Source organism: Larkinella punicea (assembly GCF_003334855.1).
GTDB lineage: Bacteria > Bacteroidota > Bacteroidia > Cytophagales > Spirosomataceae > Larkinella > Larkinella punicea.
Genome location: NZ_QOWE01000021.1, coordinates 1 through 23,571 on the forward strand (window position 1 = coordinate 1; position 23,571 = coordinate 23,571).

The window sequence follows — 23,571 nt, forward strand, 5'->3', positions numbered from 1 at the left end:
CCGAAGCTAAAACCGACTGACTCTGAATAATTGGTTTATCCATCGCTTTTGAAAATCCAGTAGATCAAAGAACAACAAACTTTTAACTTTTTATCCCGTAAGGCCAAATCCTTCGTACAGTACTGATGGCGAATGATGAATGTAAAAGGAGTAGCCAGCCCGGCACTTTTACATTCATCATTCGCCATTTTACATTTATTATTCCCTTTTCGCGGTAGCGCATCAGACCTAAAAACCAGACAGTCGGTCAAGCAAAAAAACAAACCCGGCCCTAACAGGCCGGGTTGTTCCACGTTTCAAAGAGTTACCCTACCTCCATAGGATAACGCTGCAAGCTAGGCGGTTTCTACTGCGTGGACTATAGTAAATTTTCTATTTTACAGACAAATCAACATTCGTTCGTTTGGGCAGACCAACCCCTCCCCTGCCCACATTTGGCTAGTTTTCTACACGGCTGCCCCTGGCCATCCGGCTATATTTACAACACAGAGCCCGGGCAATGTCCCAACCGGTTCCACGTACCTATAGCACTTTCATCGTGATTTTTTGGGGTAGAATAACTTACAAAACAGCTCACAGGCAGACCGGCCTGGTATTGATGATGGCTTTCGGAGTATTGACCTCTTCCGTAGCGCAAAAAGTGGCTGATTTAACTGAAGAGCAGGTTCAGCAATTTATTCAGCAAGCCAAATCGAGTGGACTTTCTGAGGTACAAATCGAACAACTGGCCTTGTCAAGGGGCTTTACCCAGGCCGATATCACGAAAATGCGTCAGCGGGTTTCCGACCTCAACACCGTACCCAAATCAGAACCGGTTCGCGAGCCAACCGGCGGCCGCACCCAGTCGGAAGACTCGCCGGTTCCGGTTCCTCCACCGGTTGCTGTTCTAACACCACCCACCAGCGAAACCACCCTGCTCACCCCGACGGTCTTTGGTGCTTCTCTGTTTACCAACGCGAACCTGACCTTCGAACCCAATCTCCGGATTCCAACGCCCAAAAACTACCAGCTTGGCCCGGATGATGAGTTGATCGTCGATATTTTCGGGAACGCCCAGCAAACCTACCGCACCAGGATCAATCCGGAGGGCACGATCCGTCTGGAAAACCTCAGCCCCATATCCGTCAATGGGTTGACGATGGAACAGGCCGAACAGCGCATCGTTACCCGGCTCCGGCAATTGTATGCGGGCCTTAACACCCCTGGCAGTGGCATTCAGGCGCAGGTGTCGCTGGGGAATATCCGCAGCATTAAAGTCACCCTGATTGGCCAGGTCGTCAAGCCCGGCACCTATACCCTGTCGTCACTGGGGACGGTTTTTAACGCCCTCTATGCCGCTGGCGGGCCGGACCCCGGCCGCGGTTCGTTCCGCGACATCCGGGTATACCGCGCCAACCGCCAGATTCGTACACTCGACATCTACGACTTTCTGCTTGGAGCCGACCAGAAAGACAACATTCGGTTACAGGATCAGGACATCATTTTCGTCAACCATTATGACACCCGCGTGGCGTTGACTGGCGAGGTGAAACAGCCCGGTCTATACGAAGTCAAAAAGGGGGAAATGTTGAAAACCGTGCTGGCTTTTGCCGGTGGTTTCACCGATCGGGCGTATACAGCCTCGCTGACCCTGCGCCGGAATACGCCCAAAGAACTTGAAATCGGTACCATTCCGGCAACGGCCATCGATGCCTTTGTACCCCAGCGCGGAGATCAGTATGTGGTCGGCAGCATTACCGATCGCTTCAGCAACCGGGTGGTGGTCAGCGGGGCCGTATTTCGTCCCGGCACATACGCCCTGCAAAACAATGCTACCCTTAAACAGCTCATTACGTCGGCGGAAGGCTTGCGGGAAGACGCGTTTCTGAACCGGGCTACCATCCGCCGGCTTCGTAAAAACCTCGATCCGGAATTGATTTCTGTTGATCTGGGGAAACTCATGCGGGGAGAAACGACCGATATTCCGCTGCAACGCGAGGACAATGTTACCGTTCTGGCGTATAGCGACCTCCGGGAGAAGCGAACCATTGCCCTACAGGGAGCGGTCAATAAACCGGGAACATTCGACTATGCCGACAGCATGAGCGTGGCCAACCTGATTGTTTTGGCGGGTGGATTTACCGAAGGCGCCACAGCCTCACGCATCGAAATTGCCCGCCGGATCCGAAATGATTCTACGGGTTTACCAAACAATCAGAACGTGCGGCTCTTTCAGTTTAATCTGGATGAGAACCTCCGGCTCAACGAAGCCGATGCCCATTTCAGTCTCCAACCCTTCGATGAAGTGTTTGTGCGCACGTCGCCCCGGTACGAACAGCAAAAAATGGTGACCATTACGGGGGAAGTCACTTATCCGGGACGGTATGCCATCCGCGACAAATCGGAACGGATTTCGGATTTGATCGATCGGGCGGGCGGGTTACAGACCAGTGCCTTTTTGAAAGCCACCCGGTTTATCCGAAAAGAAGAATTAATCTCCATCGATATTCATCAAATTCTGCAAAGACCAACCGACAGTGGCAATCTGCTCCTGCTGGCTGGCGATTCCATTGTTATTCCCCGGAAGGTCGAATTAGTCCGCATCCGCGGAGAAGTCCTGAACCCATCGACGGTAGATTTTAATCAGGCCAAATCGTTTCGTTCCTACATCAACGAATCCGGCGGTTTTACCTCAAAAGCCCAACGCCGAAAATCATACGCAATCTATGCCAACGGGCAAATCCGACGAACGAAACAGCTCCTGTTTTTCCGCTCGTTTCCCAAACCCGATCCGGGGATGGAACTGGTCGTTCCATCCAAACCAAAACGGGAGGAAAGCAAGTTATCGCCCGCAGAGCGGGTGGCCGTCATGACCGGAATCACGTCTCTGGCGGCTGTTGTCCTGACCATTATCCGATTATTTTAACGAGCGACCCTGATGACGACGGCGAACCATGTGACCTCCACCCAGTCTCTTCAAGCCGGCTATTGGATGGATTTATCGCCCGGACGAATCGGAAAGGTGCTCTGGCGCAGCCGGATCCGGGTGCTGTCCATCACGGCTCTTTTTGCGGTGACCGGCGTTGTCGTTTCTTTGCTAACCCAGCCTGAATACGTCTCTGAAGCGCGAATTATGCCGGAAATCAGCCAGGGAACGGGGGACGTACTCCAGAAACTGGCCTCCGTGGCCGGTTTTGCCGGGTTGGAATTTGGCGAAACCGGTGGCGTCGAAGCCATTCGTCCCGACCTGTATCCCAACGTTTTGCAGAGTACGCCCTTTATTTTGTCGCTGCTGGAACAGCCGGTTCCGACCAGCGACGGCGGCAAAACAAGCGTGTCTGCCATGCTGACGACACCAGATTCATGGTCATGGCTCACATCCAAAAAGAAGCCGGCTCCGCTCCGGCCCAATGCCAATCCGAACACCCTCCAACTCACGCAGGAGCAGCAGGATTTACTGGAAGACATTCAGCAGCGGGTTTCGGCGAAAATGGATACCCGCTCCGGCATCATTACGGTATCGGCCCGCATGCCCGATCCCACGGCCGTGGCGGCTGTTACGCAGATCGCCCTGGATTATTTGACCCGTTACGTATCGAATTATCGCACGGAGAAAGTTCGCCGTGACCTTGAATTCTATACCAACCGATTGAAAGAAGCGAAACGTCGTTTCGAACTTGCTCAATACAGCATGTTCCACTACAACGACCAGCACAAATACATGGTGGTGCAGGCCGCTACCATGGAAAAACAGCGTATTGAAGCAGAATTGACTATTTCTCAGGTCGTTTATACGGAATTGGCCAAGCAATTTGAGCAGGCAAAAATTAAGGTGCAGGAACAAACACCCGTTTTTAAGGTATTGGAACCCGCCAAAATTCCCCTGAAACGATCGTCGCCCCGACGCACGATGCTGGTGATCCTGTATACGCTGGTGGGGTTTGTGGTAGGCAGTGTGACGGCGCTGGCGGTGGGGTTCGATGTGATCGGCCGGCTGCGCCAAAGCCTGGCCGAGTAATCGCGCAGAGCCGGCGTGGCAAGCCGGGAATCGTAACGAGTCATTTTAATCCCGGAAACAATGTTTCGCCGTGTTTTACATTCCATAGCGGCCAGCGTATTGGGTCAGGCCGGCCAAATCCTGATCCAGTTGATCAGTGTGCCGCTGCTGATTCAGTATTGGGGATTGACGTATTACGGCGAGTGGTTGCTGTTGTTTACAATACCGTCGTACCTGAGTCTGAGTGATGCCGGGCTCGCTTCGGCCCTCTCCAATGAACTGCTGATTGTGGTCAGCAAAAAAGACGAGTCGAAAGCGGCCCGACTCCTGGGGAATGGCATCACCGCGATTCTTGGTTTTGGGGGTTTGGGCGCGGTTCTTCTGGCGCTCGGATTGAAACTCACTGGTTTTACGACCTGGCTAAAGATCAACTACATCAGCGAATCGGACGCCTGGCAGACTTTGCTCTTTCTGATGATGTATGTGGTGCTGGCTCTTCAGCAGGAACTCCTCAGTACCGTTCCCCGGGCAGAAGGAGACAACGCCAGCGGTCGGATTTGGATTACCGTTACGCGTCTGCTTGAATTTGCCGTAGTGATCGTGCTGGTTCGCACCGGTAGCCAGGCCGCTGCGGTGGCAATGGCCTATTCGGTGGTGCGCGGCAGTAGCTGGGCGGGGATGTTCCTGTGGTATCGCCACCGCTACCCTTGGGTTCGTCAGGTCAAAACCAGCTTTTTTCCCCTGGCCGAAATCCGCCCCCTGTTTAGTCCTTCGCTGGCTTTTTTTGGATTTGCACTGGCCAATTCCATCGTCCTGCAAGGCAGCACACTGCTCATTGGCGCTTTCATGACCCCGGTTCAGGTGGTGGTCTACACGACACTGCGTACCCTCAGCAATTTTATCCGGCAAATCATCAACGTCCTGACCTCGGCCATCTGGCCGGAATTGACTCGCGCGCTGGTGGCCTACGATTATGCCACGGCCATTCTACTCCACCGGCGGGTTTGCCAGATTGCGCTATGGTCGTCGCTGCTGTTTCTGATTGCCCTGGAAATCACAGGCGGATCGATACTTTCCGTTTGGACCAAAGGTGCCGTAAAACCCGAGCAACCCGTTTTCACCCTGCTGTTGCTCACATCCCTCCCCTACAGTTTATGGAATACCAGTGCCACCACGGCCATCTCGGTGAACCGGCACCAATCGATCGCTTTGGCATTCGTGGTCAGCAGCTTAGGCTCTTTACTGGCTGCCACCTGGCTGATTCCGTCATATGGACTGGCCGGCATGGCCATCGGGCTTTTGCTGGGTGACGGTTTCATGCTGTTCCGGGTTTTTCAGAACAGCCTCAGCATTCTTTCAGAGGAACGCATCGGGAAACTGGTACCGGCCCTTGTCACGGATTTCGCGTGGCTAAACCCCTTACGCAAATGAGCAGACTCCGCCAATCCGTAACCGCCCATGCCGGTGCCCGCGACCACTACCAACTGAGTCTGGCGCTGCACGAAGCCAACTGGCTGAATCAGTTAATTACCGAGTCCTATGCCCCGGACTGGCTGTACCAAAGCCTACCCTCTTACGCCAAAAAGCGGTATTGTCCCGGTTTACCGGCGGCTAAAATCAGCCTATCCTTGCCCGCTTCCTGGAAAACCGCTAAAGCACACGCCCTGCAACGCGATTACAGCTTCGCCATCGATAAAGCAATCAGTCTTACCGCTTTACGGACTGCGGAAGCCGCCGGGAGCAACCTATTTCTCTACAGCTACTACGCTTTTCAGGCTTTTCAACAGGCCGAACAGGCTGGAATTTCGCACCGGATTTTATTTCAATTGCATCCGCATCCGCTTTCAGTACGGACGATTCTATCGGAGGAGATCAATCGTTTGCCGTTTGCCAGCCAGTCGATTCGGGCGGAAATGGAGTTTTCGCTGGCGGATCAGCGGCTGGAAGGCTTGATCGCCGAACCGCAATTGGCTACTTCCTGCGTTGTCGCGAGCCAGTTTACCCGAAAAACGCTGATCGAGAATGGCCTGGTCGCCGGGCAGATTCGGGTCGTACCGTATGGCGTCGACACGGCGGCTTTTCCGCAACGCCGGAAGGTTCCTACGGCCCATCCATTCCGAATCATTTTTGTGGGCCGCATGAACCAGCGCAAAGGGCTGGCGGATCTCTTGCAGGCCGTCCGTTTGCTGAAAAGCCACACCATCGAGGTGGTGCTTTGTGGGCGCGGCTACATCGACCACAACATTTTAAAAGAATATAAAGACCTGAAAATCAAAGTACACGAAGCCATTGGATTGAGCCGGCTGGTGCAGGAGCTTCAGCAGAGTCACGTGTTTGTCCTGCCTTCGCTGGCGGAAGGTTTCGCGCATGTCATTCTGGAAGCTATGGCGACCGGTTTGCCCGTCATCACGACGGAGAACACCTGCGGGCCGGATGTCATCGTGGAAGGAAAGCACGGGTATTTGGTACCCATCCGCAATCCGGAGCGGCTGGCGGTTCTGCTCGATGCCGCCATTACCGAACAGAACGCTTGGTTTGAAATGGGCCGTTTGGCCGCCGTTCAAGCCCGCTCGTTCACCTGGGCGCGGTTTCGGGAAGGAATTCGGGCGGTATATCAGGACCTCGTTGGCACGAACTAAAACCGGCTATGACAAAAATTCGACTGAGTTTTTATACCAATATTCCAACCCCCTATCAACAGGACTTCTTTGAAGCGCTGTCGGTTTATTTTGATTTAACGGTGGTTTACTATGCTAAAACGGAAATAGACAGACAATGGTCGATCAAAACCGAAAACCGGCCCTATCAAATTCATTATTTAACGGATACAATTGTTGCCCGATGGATTCAAAAACGACTGAAAGACTACCATTATAGCTGGTCCATTATCCGATTGTTGGCCCGTGACAAGGCCGATTATGTCATTTTCAGTGGTGCTTACTGGATCCCGAATACAATGACCGGTATAATCATTTCAAAAATCAGAAAAAAGACCATTGCCTTCTTTGGAGAGCGCCTAACTGATCCAGGTTCTCCCTTTAAAAAATACTTAAAAAAAATGAGTCTTATCCCGGCAAAGTGGGCCTGTCAACACTTATTTGTCGGAGGAAAAGAAGCCGCTCAATCTTATCAATCTTACGGTTTCACATCGTCTATTTCAATTATTCCTTACAATATTGACATCACCCGCTTTAATAAAAGCAATTTAAATCAGGAGAAATTCAATAAAATCCAAACCCGTTATAAACTAACCAGTCAACTTGTGCTTCTTTCATCAGGTTCGCTGATTAAAAGGAAGAATATGGCAACGCTAATTAAGGCTGTAAAAGACAGTAATACAGCGATTTCCTTCGTAATTATTGGAGAAGGGGATGAACGAAGATATTTGGAAGAATTGATTGGGAATGATGAGCGCATTCATTTGGCAGGATTTGTTCAGGCCAGTGAATTGCCCTATTACTATAACCTGGCCGACGTTTTTGTTTTTGCCTCCCGGTATGACGGCTGGGGCGTTGTAATCAATGAAGCGATTGCCGCCGGATTACCCATCATCAGCAGCGAAAACGTGGGAGCAGCCCGGGAATGGCTAATCAACGGCATCAATGGATTCGTGTGTCCGCCAAATGACACCAAAGCGTTCCGGCAATCTATCGAAAAGCTAGTCAACACGCCCGATTTGCTGGAGAGTCAGGCGGCTTACAACCGAAGTTTTCGGGATAAAACCAGCTCCACGCATTACGCCGGGTTGATGTATGAAGCAATTAAACAAGACTTACGAGGATGATTTGGCTTTACATATTCCTTAATGCGGTCGTTCTCATCAACGGATTTCTGTACGTTCACCGAATGGGAACCCGACGGGTGATGCCCTTTGCCATCTGCCTGATTTTATTGTCCATTTACTGCCTTTTTACACCGACATATTTCTATCTTATTGATCGCCAGACCTCAATGGGAGACGATGGTTTATTTCTTTTTACCGGAAAAAACATTACAGGGTATTATGAAAAAGGAATGTTTTTTTACATGATAGCCAATACACTTTTTATTGCTGGTTTCATATGGAAACGGTATCCGATACATTTGTTCAGGTATACGATTAAATCAGAAGCCATTTCACGTCTTCAAAACTGGTCTCTTTTCCTTTATTGCCTTTTTTTCAGTATTGTATTCATTGATATTGCCATTAGCGGCATCAATCCGTTGGATATCTTACTGGGGAGTGCGAACGAAAGTTTGTTCGGACAGGAGAGCATAACCAATTCGTATTATTTCCGAAACTGTGCCGATTGTATCATCACCACCATTGTGCTTTTTGCGTATTTAAAAGGGAACAAATACAAAGTAACGGCCATGATCCTGATGGCTTTTATTTTATTTGCCATTATGGGATTTCGCTACCGGATCATATTGACGATTCTGGGCCTTATTCTAGTTTACGGCCTGGATACCAAATCGATTATTCCATTCAGCCGGATTCTTTTAACCAGCATTATTCTCATCTATTTCATTTTTTTTATTACGTATAATCGCTGGAATTTTATACAGGGACGGTTTTCGGATTTATCCTACAATCCGGTTGAATTTGAATATGGCGTTTTTTTCGAGCAAACCCGGGCTTCTCTGGCCGATTTTAATTTGATCCGGTATTACGAAGCGAATCCGGAAATCCACCATGATTATGGCCTGACCATGTTTGGCTACGTATTGATTAAAGCATTACCAAAATTCGTTTTTCCCAATGGTGTAAAGCCCTACCCCCCTCCCGCGCTTACCATTCTGGATAATTCCCTGGAATTACCGAAACAATGGGCGAGAACCGGAGAAGCAACGCTGCATTATGGCGCTTTTTATGGGGCATTCGGCGGGTTAGGGTTTGTCATCATGCCCTTTTTGATGGGCTTTTGGCTCCGCTTCGTCGTCAGTCGAAACCCGGCTTTCACCCCCCTCGGCTTTCTAAAACAGGTGGTTTTTTCACTAGCTATATTCCAGTTTGTAACCCGGGGGTATTTCCCGCAGTTTGTGGATCATTTTGTTTACATCTCTCTTCCGGTTTGGCTGCTAAGCGGGTTGCTCAAACGGTCGACGGTTCTCAGCACACCATGAAACTACTCATTAACGCCTTTAACCTGGCTTCGGCCGGTGGGCTTAACGTAGCCCTGAATTTCCTGAAAAACATCCCGTATTTAAAAAGCGATGCCGACCACATTCATGTAATTGTCCCACAAGCATGTGGTTATGAAGCACTTGAATCGGATAGCTTTAAAATTCATTACCTACCCAAAGCGTTGAACCACTGGATGACCCGTCCATTGATGGACCATGTCTGGTATCCGAAGGTTTTGAATGAAATCAAGCCGGAAATTATTTTTACCATGGGCAACTTTCCGTCCCCGGTCCCCTACAAACAGGTCGTTTTGCTGCATTTGCCACACCTGGCGTACCCGGAAGACAAAGCCCTCTGGAAACAGGTGGGGCCTGAAATTATCTTCAAGATCAAACTGCGCGACTGGGTTTTTAGAAGGCGGTTAACGCATGTCGACATTTTGCTGGTGCAGACCCATACCATGCTGAAACGACTGTTGCAGGTGTATCCCCAACTTCCTTCAATACAGCTTTTTCCGAATGCTTATACGTTATTAAACAGCCAGTCGACCTATGAATTGCCCGTCAAAAAGCAGCCCAACCTGACGTATTTGATGTGCTTGTCACGCTATTATCCACACAAAAATCTGGAGATCCTCGTTGAGGTGGCCCGGCTAATGAAAGCCCGGCAGATGCCCTACCGGATTTTTATTACCATCGAAGCTTGGCAACATCCGAAGGCGAAACGCCTTTTGGAAACGATAGCGCAGGCATCGCTGGCGGATTTCCTGATTCCCATCGGAAATGTCCCCGCCGACTGTGTAGCCTCTCTTTATCACCAGGTTGACGGGCTGATTTTGCCGACCCTGCTGGAATCGTTCACGGCCACCTACGTCGATGCCATGCACTTTGGTGTTTCCATTTTCACGTCTCAACGTGATTTTGCCGAAGAAATCTGTGGTGAAAGTGCGCATTATTTCGATCCGCTTTCAGCCCAAAGCATTGTCGATACGATTCACGCCGGCTATTCGAACGAGACAAACCGGCAACACAAAATTTCGGCAGGACGCCTGCGCTCAACGACTTTACCCGATTGGCCGGAGGTCAGCCGAACGTGTTGGGAATTACTGGTATCTCTGGCCGAAAACAAAGAAATTAACGTAAAACAATGAACTGAATCCAAACTGTCCTCCTCTTGAAAACCATGATTCTAATCACAATCCTTCGGCGCCTTCGCCCGCTCATTCTGCCCTTCGTCGGAATAACCGCCTTTCTTTTTCTGGATGCCTGCCAGCCGTCCACCACCGATCCCATTGCATCCGGTTACGACTACCAGCCCCTGGAAAAAGGCAATTACTGGATTTATGAAGTGACAGAACAGCAATTTGCCCTCAACGGCAGCGCAACGACCCAAACGTATCAGTTGCGGGAAACCATCACCCACGCCTACGCGGATGCGGTACCCATCGACCCGACCAGCAGTGCCACCTTTCGCGTGGAACGTCACCGCCGGGCCAACGACAGCCAGATCTGGCAACCCGACTCCGCAAACAGCATCCGAATCACTGATAACCAATTGATTAAAACCGAAAATAACCTTTCTTATATCAAGCTGGTTTTTCCGCTCATCGACCAGTTTCAGTGGAATGGCAATGCTTTCAATACGGCCGGAGAAGACCTGTACCAACTCAAAAATACAGACAAACCGTTCGTCGTTTTAAGCAAATCGTTTCCTGAAACCGCCACCATTGTTCAGCAAAATGACTCGACACTGGTGTCGCAGGACAAACGACTGGAAATCTACGCGCGCGGGGTTGGCTTGATCTATAAAGAAAAAGTACAATTGCAATTTTGCTCTTCAACGCCTTCGTGTGTTGGAAAAGCCCAAATCGACTACGGAATCCGGCAGTATTTCCGCCTGCGAACTTACGGAAAATGAAACCGTCGCGTCCCGGTTTCGTTTCTCGCCCATAGAATGGATGTTTTTCTACAGGAACGCCCCTCTGCTTCTGACGATATTTGGTTTAGGTACCGGATCAAGAAGCGTCAAGATGAATGCGAAACAACAAGTTCACGATTTCTGGAATGAGGCCTCCTGCGGTGAAGACTTATACCTGAAGGGGGAAACGCTTCGTCAGAAATACCATCAACAGGCCAAAGAACGATACAGTTTAGAGCCGTATATTGCCGACTTCGCTGACTTTCAATCATTTGCCGAGCGACAGGTTTTAGAAATCGGGGTAGGCTTGGGGGCGGATCACCAGAAATTTGCGGAGGCCCACGCTAACCTGCACGGTTGCGACCTGACCGAACGTGCCATTGCGCACACCCGCGAACGATTGGCCTTGTTCAGTTTGCGCTCGGAACTACGGGTCGCTGACGCCGAAAACCTTCCGTATGAATCCAATACGTTTGACCTGGTGTATTCGTGGGGTGTTATCCACCACAGCCCGGATACCCAGCGGGTTACGGATGAAATACTCCGGATTTTGAAACCCGGAGGGCTGGCGAAAGTCATGATCTACCACAAACACAGTTGGGTGGGCTACCTGCTCTGGCTGCGGTATGCACTCGCCCGGGGGAAGCCCACAACCGATCTCGCAGCCATCTATGCCAATCACCTGGAAAGCCCCGGAACCAAAGCCTACAGCAAGACCGAAGCCCTGCGGTTATTCGCCCAGTTTCGGCAGGTTTCCATCAAAACCGTCCTGACCCACGCCGATTTGCTGACTTCACAAGCCGGTCAGCGGCACCGGAGCTGGCTGCTCACCATCAGCCGCCGGCTGTATCCCCGCTGGCTGATCAAAACGTTTTTTCCGGGACACGGGCTGTATATGATGATTTCCGCCATTAAATAAGCATTCAGGTAAAGTCCGTTGATCGTCCGGGTTTATCGCTACAATTTAAAACATTGGTATAAAGAATTATCAAACTCAACTATAAGCCATGAACTTTAAACCGGTCTACTCCTAGCATGTGCGGCATTGCGGGCATCGTCAGTACTTCCATTCCGCCGTCCGTCGACCTCCAATCGACCATCCGCCACCGTGGGCCGGACGGGGAAGGTATTTTCAATGCACCGGGAATCCAACTGGCCCATACCCGTCTGGCAATCCTGGACCTATCGCTCAATGGCAGACAGCCCATGCAAACCGCCGACGGTCGCTATGTGATTATCTTTAACGGCGAGATCTACAACCACCTCACCCTGCGTGCCGCCCTGACCGACCGCTATCTCTTTCGCTCGACGTCGGACACCGAAACGCTGCTGTACGGTTTTGCGGCCTACGGAACAGCGGTTTTCAGAAAACTGAACGGGATTTTTGCCTGCGCCATTTTCGATACCGTCACGCGCCAACTGGTGCTGGCCCGGGATCAGTTTGGCGTAAAACCGCTGTATTATTACCACAAAAACGGGTTGTTCCTCTTCAGTTCGGAGCTAAAAACCATTGCCGCCTATCCGGGAGTCGATAAAAGCATCGACTATCCGGCGCTCGTCAACTACCTCCATTTTCTGTATTCGCCCGGTATGCAGACGCCTTTTCAGCACGTCAGCAAGCTGTTGCCGGGTCATCTGATTCAGTTGCCGATTGACGAACCCGCATCGATCTGCCTCAAACGGTATTACGACCTGCCTTTCCGGGGCACCTATTCCGAACAATCCGAATCCCAGTTGCTGGAAGAACTTGACGAGCGGCTTTTCTGTGCCGTAAAACGCCAGTTGCAATCCGATGTTCCCCTGGCTTTTTTTCTGTCCGGTGGCCTGGATTCCAGTCTGGTCATGGCGATGGCCAAACGGGCGCATCCCAACGAGCGGCTGACCGGTTACACCATTCGCACGGCGTTCCGGAATGGAACATTCGAGGGCTTTGAAAACGATTTGCCATATGCCCGGCAGGTGGCTGCCCATTTAAACGTCGATCTGGTGGAAGTGGATGCCAATGTAGACATCGTCCGCGATTTCGACCACATGATTTACCACCTTGACGAACCGCAGGCCGACACCGCCCCTTTTAACGTCCTGAATATCTGCCGGGAAGCCCGCAAAAACGGGCATACGGTTTTGCTGGGCGGAACAGCCGGAGACGATGTTTTTTCGGGTTACCGGCGTCATCAGGCCCTCAGTATGGAACCGTTTCTGAACCGGATTCCGCCCGCCGTGGGCCGCTTGCTGAACCGCACCATTAACCTCGGCACCAACGATGCGCCCTTGCTTCGGCGGCTTCGGAAATTGACCGCTGGTATGGGCCAGCCCCAACATGAACGAATGGCCGATTATTTTGCCCGTCTGCCCCTTGCCACCAACCATAACTTATTCGAAAGCACCATCGGAAAAACGCTGCACGGCCACCAGCCCAGCCACCAGTTGCTGACGGCCCTTGAGCGGATTCCTGACGAAAAAAACCTGCTCAACCAATTATTGTTCTGGGAGTTATCGTATTTTCTGCCGGATCACAACCTGAACTATACCGACAAAATGAGCATGGCGGTTGGTATCGAAACCCGCGTACCTTTTCTGGATACCGAGTTGGTAGAATTCAGTACCAAACTGCCGCCATCCCTGAAAATGCACGGGCGAACCACCAAATACCTGCTCCGAAAAGTGGCCGAGCGGTATTTACCCCAATCTGTCATCTACCGACCCAAAACCGGCTTCGGAACGCCCCTGCGCGACTGGCTCCGCACCGGCCAGTTGAACGAAATGCTCCAGCGGTATCTCTCCGAAGAAAGTCTGCGGAAACGGGGCATTTTCGATCCGGTAGCCGTACACCAGTTAATTCGGGATAATCAAAACGGAAAGCTCGATGCGTCCTATTCCATCTGGGGATTGATGGCCATTGAGTCGTGGTTCCGCCAGTTTGTCGATTCCGACCATCCGTGACTTATGAAACAACTTATTCTTCACCTGAAAACAGGAAACACCATACTGGAAGACATACCCGCTCCGCAGGTCCGGCGCGGGCAGGTTCTCATTCAAACGCGCCGGACGCTGGTTTCGCTCGGCACCGAGCGCATGTTAGTGGAATTTAGCCGGGGCAGCCTGATTTCGAAAGCCCGCCAGCAACCCGACCGGGTGAAGCAGGTGCTGGAAAAAATCCGGACGGATGGCCTGATTCCAACGCTGGAAACGGTTTTTAATAAACTGGATCAACCGCTGCCGCTCGGCTATTGCAACGTTGGCGAGGTGGTGGCAGTGGGGGATGGCGTCACCGATTTAGCCGTTGGCGACCGCGTTGCTTCCAACGGCCACCATGCCGAAGTGGTTTGCGTTCCGCGGAATCTGGTGGCGCGCGTACCCGACCGTGTCAGCGACGACGAAGCGGTTTTTACCGTCATTGGCTCCATCGGTTTGCAGGGCGTCCGGCTGTTGAATCCGACGCTGGGCGAAACTGTGGTGGTTGTTGGCCTGGGGCTTATCGGGCTGCTCACGGCCGAACTGCTCCGGCTGAACGGATGCCGGGTGATCGGACTGGATGTAGACGAGAAAAAGCTGGAACTGGCCCGCAGCCGGGGGGTGATTGCCCTGAATCCGGCGGGGGGTAGCGATGCCGTAAAAGCCGTTCTGGTGCTCACCCAGGGCGTTGGCGCAGATGGTGTCGTGATCACAGCCTCGGCCAAAAGTGACGAACTGATTTCGCAGGCCGCCCGCATGAGCCGCAAACGCGGACGCATTGTACTCGTGGGTGTTATCGGCCTCAACCTGAGCCGTGCCGAGTTTTACGAGAAAGAATTGACATTTCAGGTTTCCTGCTCCTACGGCCCCGGCCGCTACGACGACCTATACGAACAACAGGGGGCCGATTATCCGCTTCCGTTCGTTCGCTGGACGCAAAACCGCAATTTTCAAACCATCCTGCAACTGCTGGAAACGGGTCAACTGGACGTCAAACCGTTGATAACGGAAGTGGTGCCGTTCGAAAATTTCGACCGGATTTACCGCGAAATCTCCCATTCAGCGTCGATTGCATCGCTGCTGAGTTACCCGGAAAAACGGGATTTAAAACCGGTAGTCCGCTTGCGCGAAAGCCGGTACGAAAGCGTTGGAACGGCGGTCGCGGGCCTGATTGGTGCCGGCAATTTCACGAGTGCCGTCCTGTTACCCGCTCTAAAACAAACCGGTATCGCCTTAAAAACCATTGCCAGCGCCAACGGATTGAACGGAACCTTGCTGGCCCAAAAATACGATATTGCGCTCAGTACCACCGACTACCGGGAAGTGCTGAACGATCCGGAAATCAATCTGGTGGTCATCACCACCCGCCACCAGCAGCACGCCCGGATGACCCGCGAGGCTCTGCTGGCGGGCAAACACGTTTTTGTCGAAAAACCGCTCGCCATCTACGAAGACGAACTGCAGCAACTGGTGGAGGTGCATCAGCAAACCGACAAAACGGTTCTGGTGGGTTTCAACCGCCGGTTTTCGCCCCACGTTCAGAAAATGAAAGCACTCCTGGGTGGTTCGGCGTCCGGCGATGTTCCAATGAACGTCATCGCTACGATGAACGCGGGTTTTATTCCGGCCACTTCCTGGGTACACGACCGGGCCGTGGGCGGAGGACGAATCCCGGGCGAAGCCTGCCATTACGTCGATCTGATCACGTTTCTGACCGGCAGCCGGGTGGTGGCGGTTTGCATGAATGCGATGGGGCGGCAAACCTCCGAAACGAGCGATTCGGCATCCCTCCTGCTGCGGTACGAAAATGGTTCGACGGGCGTCGTCAACTACTTCGCCAATGGCAGCAAAGCGTACGCCAAAGAGCGATTTGAGGTGTATTCGCAGGAACGAACCCTGGTCCTGGACAACTTCCGAACGCTGAAAGGCTACGGTTTCAAAGGCTTTTCCGACCTGTCGACGCAACAGGACAAAGGCCATAAAGCGCAGTTTCAGCGGCTGGTGGCGCAGGTGCGCACCGGCGGAGAACCGCTGATTCCTTTCAATGAACTGGTCAATACCACCCGCACGATGCTGGCCGCCCTCCAAAGTTTAAAAACCAGACGGTGGGTGGAAGTCGCCACCGGCATTAGCGTGACTCAATCGACAGAACCGTCTCCTATTCTATGAAAAACTGGCGGCTTTATTGGAACACCATCCGGTATTTGCGGACGCGGCAACTGCTGTATCAGTTGGTAAACCGCTTGCGTTCAAAACCGTCATTGACCCTAAAAACCGTTCCGCCCGTCACTAATTTTCTGGCATTTACAGCCCCCGATAAACCGCAGCGTGTGACTGGACAAACGTTCACATTTCTGAATCAGTCCGTCTCGTTTCCAACGGAGGTCGACTGGAATTATGCAAAAAACGGAAAGCTCTGGCTGTATAACCTCAATTACTTCGATTTTCTGAATCAACCCGGTCTGGACCTTGAGCAGGGTATCGGTTTGATCCGGCAGTTTATGCGCCAGTCGGCAGAGTTGAACGGCGGTCTGGACCCCTACCCGGTTTCGTTGCGCATCATCAACTGGATTCGTTTCCTGTCGCATCACCAACTCCGGTTAGCCGACATCGACATTCATCTTCAGGCCCAGGTTCGGCTGCTGCAAGGCCGACTGGAATACCATCTTTCGGGAAATCATTTGCTGGAAAATGGGTTCGCTTTGCTGCTGGGATCGATGTATTTTCAAGATCGGCACTTGTACCGGAAAGCCATTCACCTCGTCCGGTCGCAACTGACTGAACAGTTGCTGCGGGATGGCGGACATTACGAACGCAGCCCGATGTACCACCAGATTATCCTGGACCGGCTGCTCGACACCTGCCAGACCCTGAAAAAAGACGATTGGCATGATGATCGCGACGCCGACGGTTTTCTGCTGGAACAGGCCCGGCGGATGCTGAACTGGCTGGTGACGATCACCTTTTCGAAGGGAACAATCCCGCTGATGAACGATGCCGCCGACGAAATGGCACCCACCACCGCCCAGCTTCGCGCCAAAGCCGAACGAATCGGGATCAAACCACAACGCACTAGTTTATCAGACAGCGGTTTTCGCCATTTCCTGACGCCGAAGTATGAAGCCCTGGCCAACGTTGGCACCATCGGACCGGCTCATCAGCCGGGTCACGCACATGCCGATGCCTTTCATTTTGAACTTCACGTCCACGGTCAGCCGGTTCTGGTGGATAGCGGCACTTCCACCTACGAGATCAACGCCCGGCGGCAATGGGAACGCAGCACGGCAGCCCACAATACCGTGCAGGTTTTCGATGCCAATTCGTCGGACGTATGGGGCGGTTTTCGCGTGGGACGCCGGGCAACGGTCACGCTGCTGGAAGAAACGCCCACCCTCATCCGGGCGCAACACGATGGTTTTCAGCATCTCGGCCTCCGTCACGAACGCCAGTGGGTCGTGGCTCCCGACCGATTGACGATCATGGACCGGATCGACGACGGGCCAACCGCCGTAGCCCGCTTTTATCTGGCGCCTGGAGTTCGCCCGCTGGTGGTGAATCCGAATTGTCTGCGCTTCTCCTGGGGCAACATGGAATGGCAAAATGCGCTCGAAGTCAGCCAGAAAGCCGTTCAGGTTGCCCGGCAGTTCAACCAGCTTCTGCCGACGCTGGTGATCGAGGTTCAGTTCAAAAAAACAGTACGGACGATAATTACCTGTGTGGAATGAAAATTGTCTATTTTTATCAGTACTTCTCAACGCCAAAGGGTTCCTGGGGAACCCGCGTGTACGATTTTGCCAAACAATGGACTGAAAAAGGCCATTCGGTCACCGTTGTCACCAGCATTTACGCGAAGTCGGATCTGAAGGCCAGCCGCTGGACCGAGGAACAAATTATCGACGGCATCCGGGTGAAAATCCTGAACCTCCGCATCGACAACAAACAATCACCGCTTCGGCGAATCTGGACCTTTTTCGCCTTCTCGATCTGGTCGAGCTGGTATGCTCTCACGTTGCCCGCTGATGTCGTCGTGGCTTCTTCCGGTCCCATTACGGTGGGCATTCCCGGTTTGGTCGCCCGGTATTTGCGGGGCCGGAAGCTGGTTTTCGAAGCCCGGGATCTGTGGCCCGACACGGCCATTCTGATGGGCGCGTTGCCCAATCCGGTTCTCCAGAAACTGGCGTACCGGTTTGAGCGGCTCTGCTACCGGGCCGCACACCTGATCGTTGCCCTGTCGCCCGGTATTCAGCAGAACATTGCCCGGCGCTGCGGTTTCAACCACAGCATTTCCATCCCCAACGCAACCAACCTGGATCTTTTCGGCACACCCGTCGCCAACGTTCCGCTGCCCGCTTCGTTGTCCGGTAAAAAAGTCGTTATTTACACGGGAAACATCGGCGCCGTCAATAATTCCACCCTGCTGTTCGAAACGGCCAAAGCCCTGCGCCAGCGAAACGACATCGCGATATTGCTCATTGGCGACGGACAATTGAAGCAGGAACTCCTGACAAAACAGCAACAGGACGCTTTACCCAATTTCTTTATTTATGATTTAATGCCTAAAAATGAATTGGTTGCCTACGTCCAGCAAGCCTGGTTAGCCATTGTTCCCCTCAAACGCGCGCCCCTGCTCGACACCTCATCGCCGAACAAACTGATGGAAGCCCTGGCCGCCGGAACACCGGTCATTCAGACCACCGATGGCTGGATAAGAACCTTTCTGGAAGAACATCAGTGCGGTTTTACGTTCAGTTCGGATGATCCGGCAGCCCTCGCGACATTGCTCATTTCATTGGCCGACGACCCCACCTGGCGTCCCGCCATGAGCCTGCGGGCATCGGCCGTAGCCCGGCGTCTGTTTGACAAGAACCAGTTAGCGACCGACTATTTAACCGCTTTATCCAATGTCTGCCAATCCAAGCCCCAAGCCACCGACCGCCTTACTGACCGGACACACTGGATTTCTGGGTAAATATCTGGCCCGAAGTTTGACCGAAACCGGATACCGGGTTTTAACCTTGGGGCGAACCGAAGGCGATATTCGCACCGATCTGGCAACCCAACAACCGGACTTGTCTGGAAATGTCATCAATCTGGTGGTTCACGCGGCCGGAAAAGCCCACAGTCTACCACGCAGTACGGAAGAATCCCAGGTTTTTTTTCAGGTCAACCGGGATGGCACCCGTCGGTTGCTGCAAGCACTTGAACTGCTAAAAAAACGGCCCGACGCCCTCGTTCTCATCAGTACCGTGGCTGTTTATGGGTGCGAAACGGGGGAAAAGATAAGCGAAGAAGTCACTTTGAGCGGAAAAACACCGTATGCCGAAAGTAAAATACAGGCCGAAGCATTGGTGCAAACCTGGTGCGCGCAGCAGGGCGTCCGGTGCTGTATTCTGCGATTACCCTTGATTGTCGGTGCCGATGCGCCTGGTAATTTAGGAAAAATGGAGCAGGCCATTCGGCGTGGGCGCTATGTCCACATCGGTGCCGGTTCGGCCCGACGGAGTATGGTGCGCGCCGACGATGTGGCCCGAATGATTCCGAAAGCCGCCCAGACCGGCGGAATTTATAACCTGACCGACGGCATTCATCCCTCCGTCAGGGAATTGGGGGACGCCCTGGCCCGGCAAATCGGCCGACGGATGATACCGACGGTTCCAATCGGTTTTGCCCGGATTCTGGCCCGGCTGGGCGATGGCATCAATGGGGTGATCGGGCGAAAGTTTCCCTTCGATTCGATTACCTTAGAGAAAATGACGGGCTCCCTCACTTTTTCGGATCAGTTGGCCCGGGAAAAAATAGGCTGGCAACCGCGTTCGGTCCTCTCTTTTTTCGCTCCGGATTCGGACATTGACCGTAATTTTATTCAGCCCTCTGATAAACGGGGACAGACCTATTAACCATTTCGTATGAATCAAAAGCGACCACGGGTTTTACACATCAGCACGGCTCATCCTCCATACGATCCGCGCATCCTGTATAAATATTTGCCCGTTTTAGCCGACCATTACGATGTTTTTTGCGCCATTCCCAACGCCGATCCGGCCGTTGCCCCGGCGGTGCATTTTATCAGGTTGCCTTATTTCAAACGCGTCATCATGCGGTTTTTGGTTACCTGTCCACTGATCCTCTGGAAAACAATTTGGCTTCGTCCGGCCCTGATTCACGTCTATTCGCCTGAATTTCTGCCATTTGCCTATCTGTACCGCATCCTCGGCACCCGCGTCATTTACGAGGTTCAGGAGAATTTGCACAAAAAAATCCATTTGAAACGCCACAACCGGGGCTGGTTTCTGAAAGGAGCTTTTGCACTTTTTGACCGGCTGGCGTGTCGGCATTTTTCCCTGATTTTTACGGAGCATGGCTACCTGACGACCTACACCAATCTCGCGAAACCGCACGCCGTGATCTACAATTATCCGCTGTTGTCTTTCCTGGACACCTACCGACGGCCGTATCGACGGCCATCCGACCCGGTCGAGTTCTTTTACATCGGCTGGCTGAGTTTCGAACGGTCGATTGTTACCCTGCTGGACGGCCTGGCTATGGTAAAGGCCACGCATCCTCATTTTAAAGTACACTTGTTTGGCCATCGTTCTTTCACCGATCAGGATCTGGAAGCCCTACCTGCCTATTCCATCGTGAAAGACAACCTGATTTTTTACGGCTACACTGATCAGGCCAAAGCGTTTGCCCAGATTTCCAGGGCCGTGGCCGGGCTGGCGCTGTTGAAGCCGATCGGAGATTATACGGAATCGTATACCACCAAAATGTTTGAATACATGGCCCTTGGCCTACCGGTTATTACCGCTAATTTTCCGCTGTATCGCCCCGTGGTCGAAGGGAATCAGTGCGGTTTTTGCATGGACCCGTCCGATCCGGAGGCTTTGGCCCTGCACCTGCGGTACCTGATCGATCATCCAAAGGAAGCCGAAGAAATGGGAAAACGCGGACGGCAAGCTGCGGAGAAATTCTACAATTGGGCCACTGAACAACCTAAATTACTGAATCTGTACCAGTTAGTTCTTTCACCTTCTGCATCATGAATGGAATTGTTTACGCTGGCGTAGCCCTTTTATTGTTTGGAGCCGAAGTACTGTACCTTCGTCTGGCCACCCATTACCACATTGTCGATACGCCCAACCACCGCAGCTCGCACACCCAACTGACGGTGCGGGGTGGCGGCATCATCTTCTGGCTGGCGGCTTTTTTGGCTTTTGTGGTCACGGATTTCGCATCGCCGGTCTTTTTTGTGGGCCTGACCCTGGTGGCGCTGGTCAGTTTTCTGGACGACATCTCTTCCATTTCAACCCGCATCCGGCTGCTGATTCAACTGATCAGCCTGGGGCTGTTGCTGCAACAAACCGGCCTCTGGTCCGAACTGAGCTGGTGGATGGTGCCGGGCCTCATCCTGGCCTGTGGCGTGTTGAATGCCTACAATTTCATGGATGGCATCAACGGCATTACGGTTTTTTACAGTGCCATCACCATAGCGACCCTGCTGATTATCAATCAGTTTTATATACCGTTCACTGGGTCTTTGCTGCTTGTATTTTCACTCATCGGGCTCGTCATTTTTGCGTTTTTCAACGCCCGCCGACAGGCTCTGTGTTTTGCGGGAGATGTTGGCAGCGTGTCGATGGCGTTCATTGTGATTTTTCTGCTCGTCAGCTTGATGCGCGAAAGCGGGCAATTAACGTACGCATTGCTGCTGACGGTTTACGGCATCGATAGTGTCATGACTATTTTGTACCGTTTATGGCGGGGTGAAAACATTTTTCAGCCCCACAAACTGCACCTTTTTCAGTTACTGGTGCATCAGCTACAATGGCCGCACTTACGGGTTGCCGGTCTGTATGCCCTGACGCAGGCATTCATCAATGGGTATGTGATCTGGCTCACCCGCCGGGATGCTCAAATGCAGTTTTGGGGCGGTTTTTCCCTGCTGATGGGGTTGACGCTGGCTTACATTGTCATCAAAAACCGGTTAAACCGGTTGGTAGCAACACGCCATAAACCCGGTCAGGGGCGGGAAACGTCCCAGGTTTTTCGGAGACTAAGCTGAAACCCGGTGCTGTTGGGATACAAGGCCCCGTGGTCGAGGGCAACTGACATTCTGGCCTGCATCCCATGCGCGAAAGCTGGGAAACCCAGCAGCAACAGGGACGAAAACTGCCCGATGGTGGTAGGAAACGGATGCCCGTAGGTGCCCAGATTCTGACTTATCGAGCATTTCAACTGAAATAGATACCGCTGCGACCAGTTACCGGACACGCCCAAATGAAAAACTTTCACCCGGTTGTTGTTGCTAAAAAAGTAATTTTCAACTCTTTGCGCGCGCGGCAAACCGGAGCGGGTACGGTCGGTAGGCGGAATAAACGGCGTGCCGATGGTATGCCCCCTATACGACCAGCCATCGATGTATTGTGAATGATTGAAGTAATTATCCGCACCGCGTTCCCTATCAAGATCTCCGAATTTGGCGCCCCCCTGGCTTTGGGTATGGAGCAACTCCACCAGAACGGTCTGAATCTGAAACCGGTAGCTCGCCGGGCGATTGTTCTTGAACCGGATGCCGTGCAAACCGTCCGTAATGTTGGTCAGGTAAAACAACGAGCCGTCGTCGTAAATACTCTGGCGGTACAATAGCAGGGAAAACCGTTTGGCGTTGATTTCTACCCCGATGTCGAGCGTCCCGAGGTGATTGCCCAGGCGGTTTCCGCGATCGGCTTTGCTGAAGAGTGTGGTATCGATGTTGTCGCCCCGCGCAGCCAGCGAGGTACCTGTTATTGCATTAAGATAGTTACTAAAACCCGCTGGAAACCGCCCGTTTTTGATCTGGTTTTCATTCGTAATCACCTCGCTCCTGCCTGCCCACTGCACCTGATGGTTGAAACCAGCGTAGAACCGAACCGGCCAACCCGGCTTTCCCAGCCGACCATACAGGGCTTTCTGGTGTAAATAGGAATGCGTGACGGCACCCTGGTTGCCAAACCAGCCGTGGGCATACAGGCCGCGAAAGGAAACCACTCCTTTGGTAATACCGATTGGGGTGTATTCTGCCAGGGAAAGCTGAATTTTAGGGATCGGCATCGCGTTGCCGGACCAGATGTAAGGCCCCGTTCCCAACGTAGAATCGGCCAGCCCAATGACTTCTTTCCGGCGCCCCACCAGTAATTCCAACCCCCAGAGCCGCCCTTTCACGTAGGCTTCCGGAATCAGAACGGCCGACTTCCGGCTCGCATTTCCCACCACCTCCAGCCCATAGCCCCAGCCAACCAGCTTTCGTTTGTTTTCGATTAAGTTAACCGGCTTGGTAATATCGCGCAGATAGTTGGCCGAAATTCCGCCCCGCAGGGTTCCGAATGGCGAAGTCGTTGGCACGGTTCCGTACTGGTTGGTGCGCAGCCAGAACGGTGTTTGCTGCGCGGTGCTGGCCGAAAAGGCGGTTTCGGCAAACAAGCAAAGCTCTTTCTTTTCTAAATCCTGACGAAAAATCTCGGCAATAGCTCCACGCGCCGTTGAGTCTACCATTTGCGCCCGCGCATCGAATGGGAACAGACCGGGCAGCATCAGCAGGAAAGGGATTCGGCAGGCTCTGATGAAGTCGATCATGGGT

Annotated in this window: 17 protein-coding genes; 16 read left to right on the forward strand and 1 reads right to left on the reverse strand. The window is 52.6% G+C overall.

Annotation, left to right across the window (positions count from 1 at the left end; all coding sequences use genetic code 11):
• Positions 1-598: 598 nt before the first annotated feature.
• The 16 genes from DUE52_RS22740 (at position 599) to DUE52_RS22810 (ending at position 22,017) form a co-directional block, all read left to right on the forward strand.
• Positions 599-2,905, forward strand: a complete 2,307-nt coding sequence (locus DUE52_RS22740; RefSeq protein ID WP_114408367.1) for an SLBB domain-containing protein — start codon at positions 599-601, stop codon at positions 2,903-2,905.
• A 12-nt stretch (positions 2,906-2,917) separates the two neighbouring features.
• A complete protein-coding gene (locus DUE52_RS22745) occupies positions 2,918-3,997 on the forward strand; it encodes a Wzz/FepE/Etk N-terminal domain-containing protein (RefSeq protein WP_229312273.1) in 1,080 nt (359 codons plus the stop codon).
• A gap of 60 nt (positions 3,998-4,057) precedes the next feature.
• On the forward strand, positions 4,058-5,407 hold the full coding sequence (locus tag DUE52_RS22750) for a lipopolysaccharide biosynthesis protein (protein WP_114408368.1): 1,350 nt from the start codon (positions 4,058-4,060) through the stop codon (positions 5,405-5,407).
• The gene (locus tag DUE52_RS22755) at positions 5,404-6,615 is read left to right on the forward strand and encodes a glycosyltransferase family 4 protein (RefSeq protein ID WP_114408369.1); all 1,212 of its coding nucleotides are present in this window, start codon (positions 5,404-5,406) and stop codon (positions 6,613-6,615) included. Before DUE52_RS22750 ends, DUE52_RS22755 begins: the two co-directional genes overlap by 4 nt.
• Positions 6,616-6,623: 8 nt before the next feature.
• On the forward strand, positions 6,624-7,760 hold the full coding sequence (locus tag DUE52_RS22760; protein WP_114408370.1) for a glycosyltransferase family 4 protein: 1,137 nt from the start codon (positions 6,624-6,626) through the stop codon (positions 7,758-7,760).
• A gap of 419 nt (positions 7,761-8,179) precedes the next feature.
• Positions 8,180-9,082, forward strand: coding sequence for a hypothetical protein (locus tag DUE52_RS32475; protein ID WP_165841004.1), 903 nt, complete (start codon positions 8,180-8,182; stop codon positions 9,080-9,082).
• A complete protein-coding gene (locus DUE52_RS22765) occupies positions 9,079-10,233 on the forward strand; it encodes a glycosyltransferase (protein ID WP_165841005.1) in 1,155 nt (384 codons plus the stop codon). Before DUE52_RS32475 ends, DUE52_RS22765 begins: the two co-directional genes overlap by 4 nt.
• A 32-nt stretch (positions 10,234-10,265) precedes the next feature.
• The gene (locus tag DUE52_RS22770) at positions 10,266-11,000 is read left to right on the forward strand and encodes a hypothetical protein (protein WP_133299919.1); all 735 of its coding nucleotides are present in this window, start codon (positions 10,266-10,268) and stop codon (positions 10,998-11,000) included.
• A gap of 112 nt (positions 11,001-11,112) precedes the next feature.
• Complete coding sequence (locus DUE52_RS22775; RefSeq protein WP_114408373.1) at positions 11,113-11,919, forward strand: class I SAM-dependent methyltransferase; 807 nt, start codon at positions 11,113-11,115, stop codon at positions 11,917-11,919.
• A 116-nt stretch (positions 11,920-12,035) separates the two neighbouring features.
• Positions 12,036-13,943 carry an asparagine synthase (glutamine-hydrolyzing) gene (asnB, locus tag DUE52_RS22780; RefSeq protein WP_114408374.1) on the forward strand — a complete coding sequence of 636 codons (1,908 nt, stop codon included), beginning with the start codon at positions 12,036-12,038 and terminating at the stop codon, positions 13,941-13,943.
• A 3-nt stretch (positions 13,944-13,946) separates the two neighbouring features.
• The gene (locus DUE52_RS22785) at positions 13,947-16,124 is read left to right on the forward strand and encodes a bi-domain-containing oxidoreductase (protein ID WP_114408375.1); all 2,178 of its coding nucleotides are present in this window, start codon (positions 13,947-13,949) and stop codon (positions 16,122-16,124) included.
• Positions 16,121-17,680, forward strand: coding sequence for a heparinase II/III family protein (locus DUE52_RS22790; protein ID WP_114408376.1), 1,560 nt, complete (start codon positions 16,121-16,123; stop codon positions 17,678-17,680). The genes DUE52_RS22785 and DUE52_RS22790 overlap by 4 nt, the downstream gene beginning before the upstream one ends.
• A complete protein-coding gene (locus tag DUE52_RS22795) occupies positions 17,677-18,924 on the forward strand; it encodes a glycosyltransferase family 4 protein (RefSeq protein WP_114408377.1) in 1,248 nt (415 codons plus the stop codon). The genes DUE52_RS22790 and DUE52_RS22795 overlap by 4 nt, the downstream gene beginning before the upstream one ends.
• Positions 18,857-19,852, forward strand: coding sequence for an NAD-dependent epimerase/dehydratase family protein (locus tag DUE52_RS22800; protein ID WP_114408378.1), 996 nt, complete (start codon positions 18,857-18,859; stop codon positions 19,850-19,852). The genes DUE52_RS22795 and DUE52_RS22800 overlap by 68 nt, the downstream gene beginning before the upstream one ends.
• Positions 19,853-19,861: 9 nt before the next feature.
• Positions 19,862-20,998: a glycosyltransferase gene (locus DUE52_RS22805; RefSeq protein ID WP_114408379.1), complete on the forward strand. Its 1,137-nt coding sequence runs from the start codon at positions 19,862-19,864 to the stop codon at positions 20,996-20,998.
• Positions 20,995-22,017, forward strand: a complete 1,023-nt coding sequence (locus DUE52_RS22810; RefSeq protein WP_114408380.1) for an MraY family glycosyltransferase — start codon at positions 20,995-20,997, stop codon at positions 22,015-22,017. The genes DUE52_RS22805 and DUE52_RS22810 overlap by 4 nt, the downstream gene beginning before the upstream one ends.
• Here DUE52_RS22810 and DUE52_RS22815 read toward each other — a convergent pair.
• The gene (locus tag DUE52_RS22815) at positions 21,975-23,567 is read right to left on the reverse strand and encodes a capsule assembly Wzi family protein (protein WP_114408381.1); all 1,593 of its coding nucleotides are present in this window, start codon (positions 23,565-23,567) and stop codon (positions 21,975-21,977) included. The two genes, DUE52_RS22810 and DUE52_RS22815, sit on opposite strands and share 43 nt — an antisense overlap.
• Positions 23,568-23,571 lie beyond the last annotated feature (4 nt).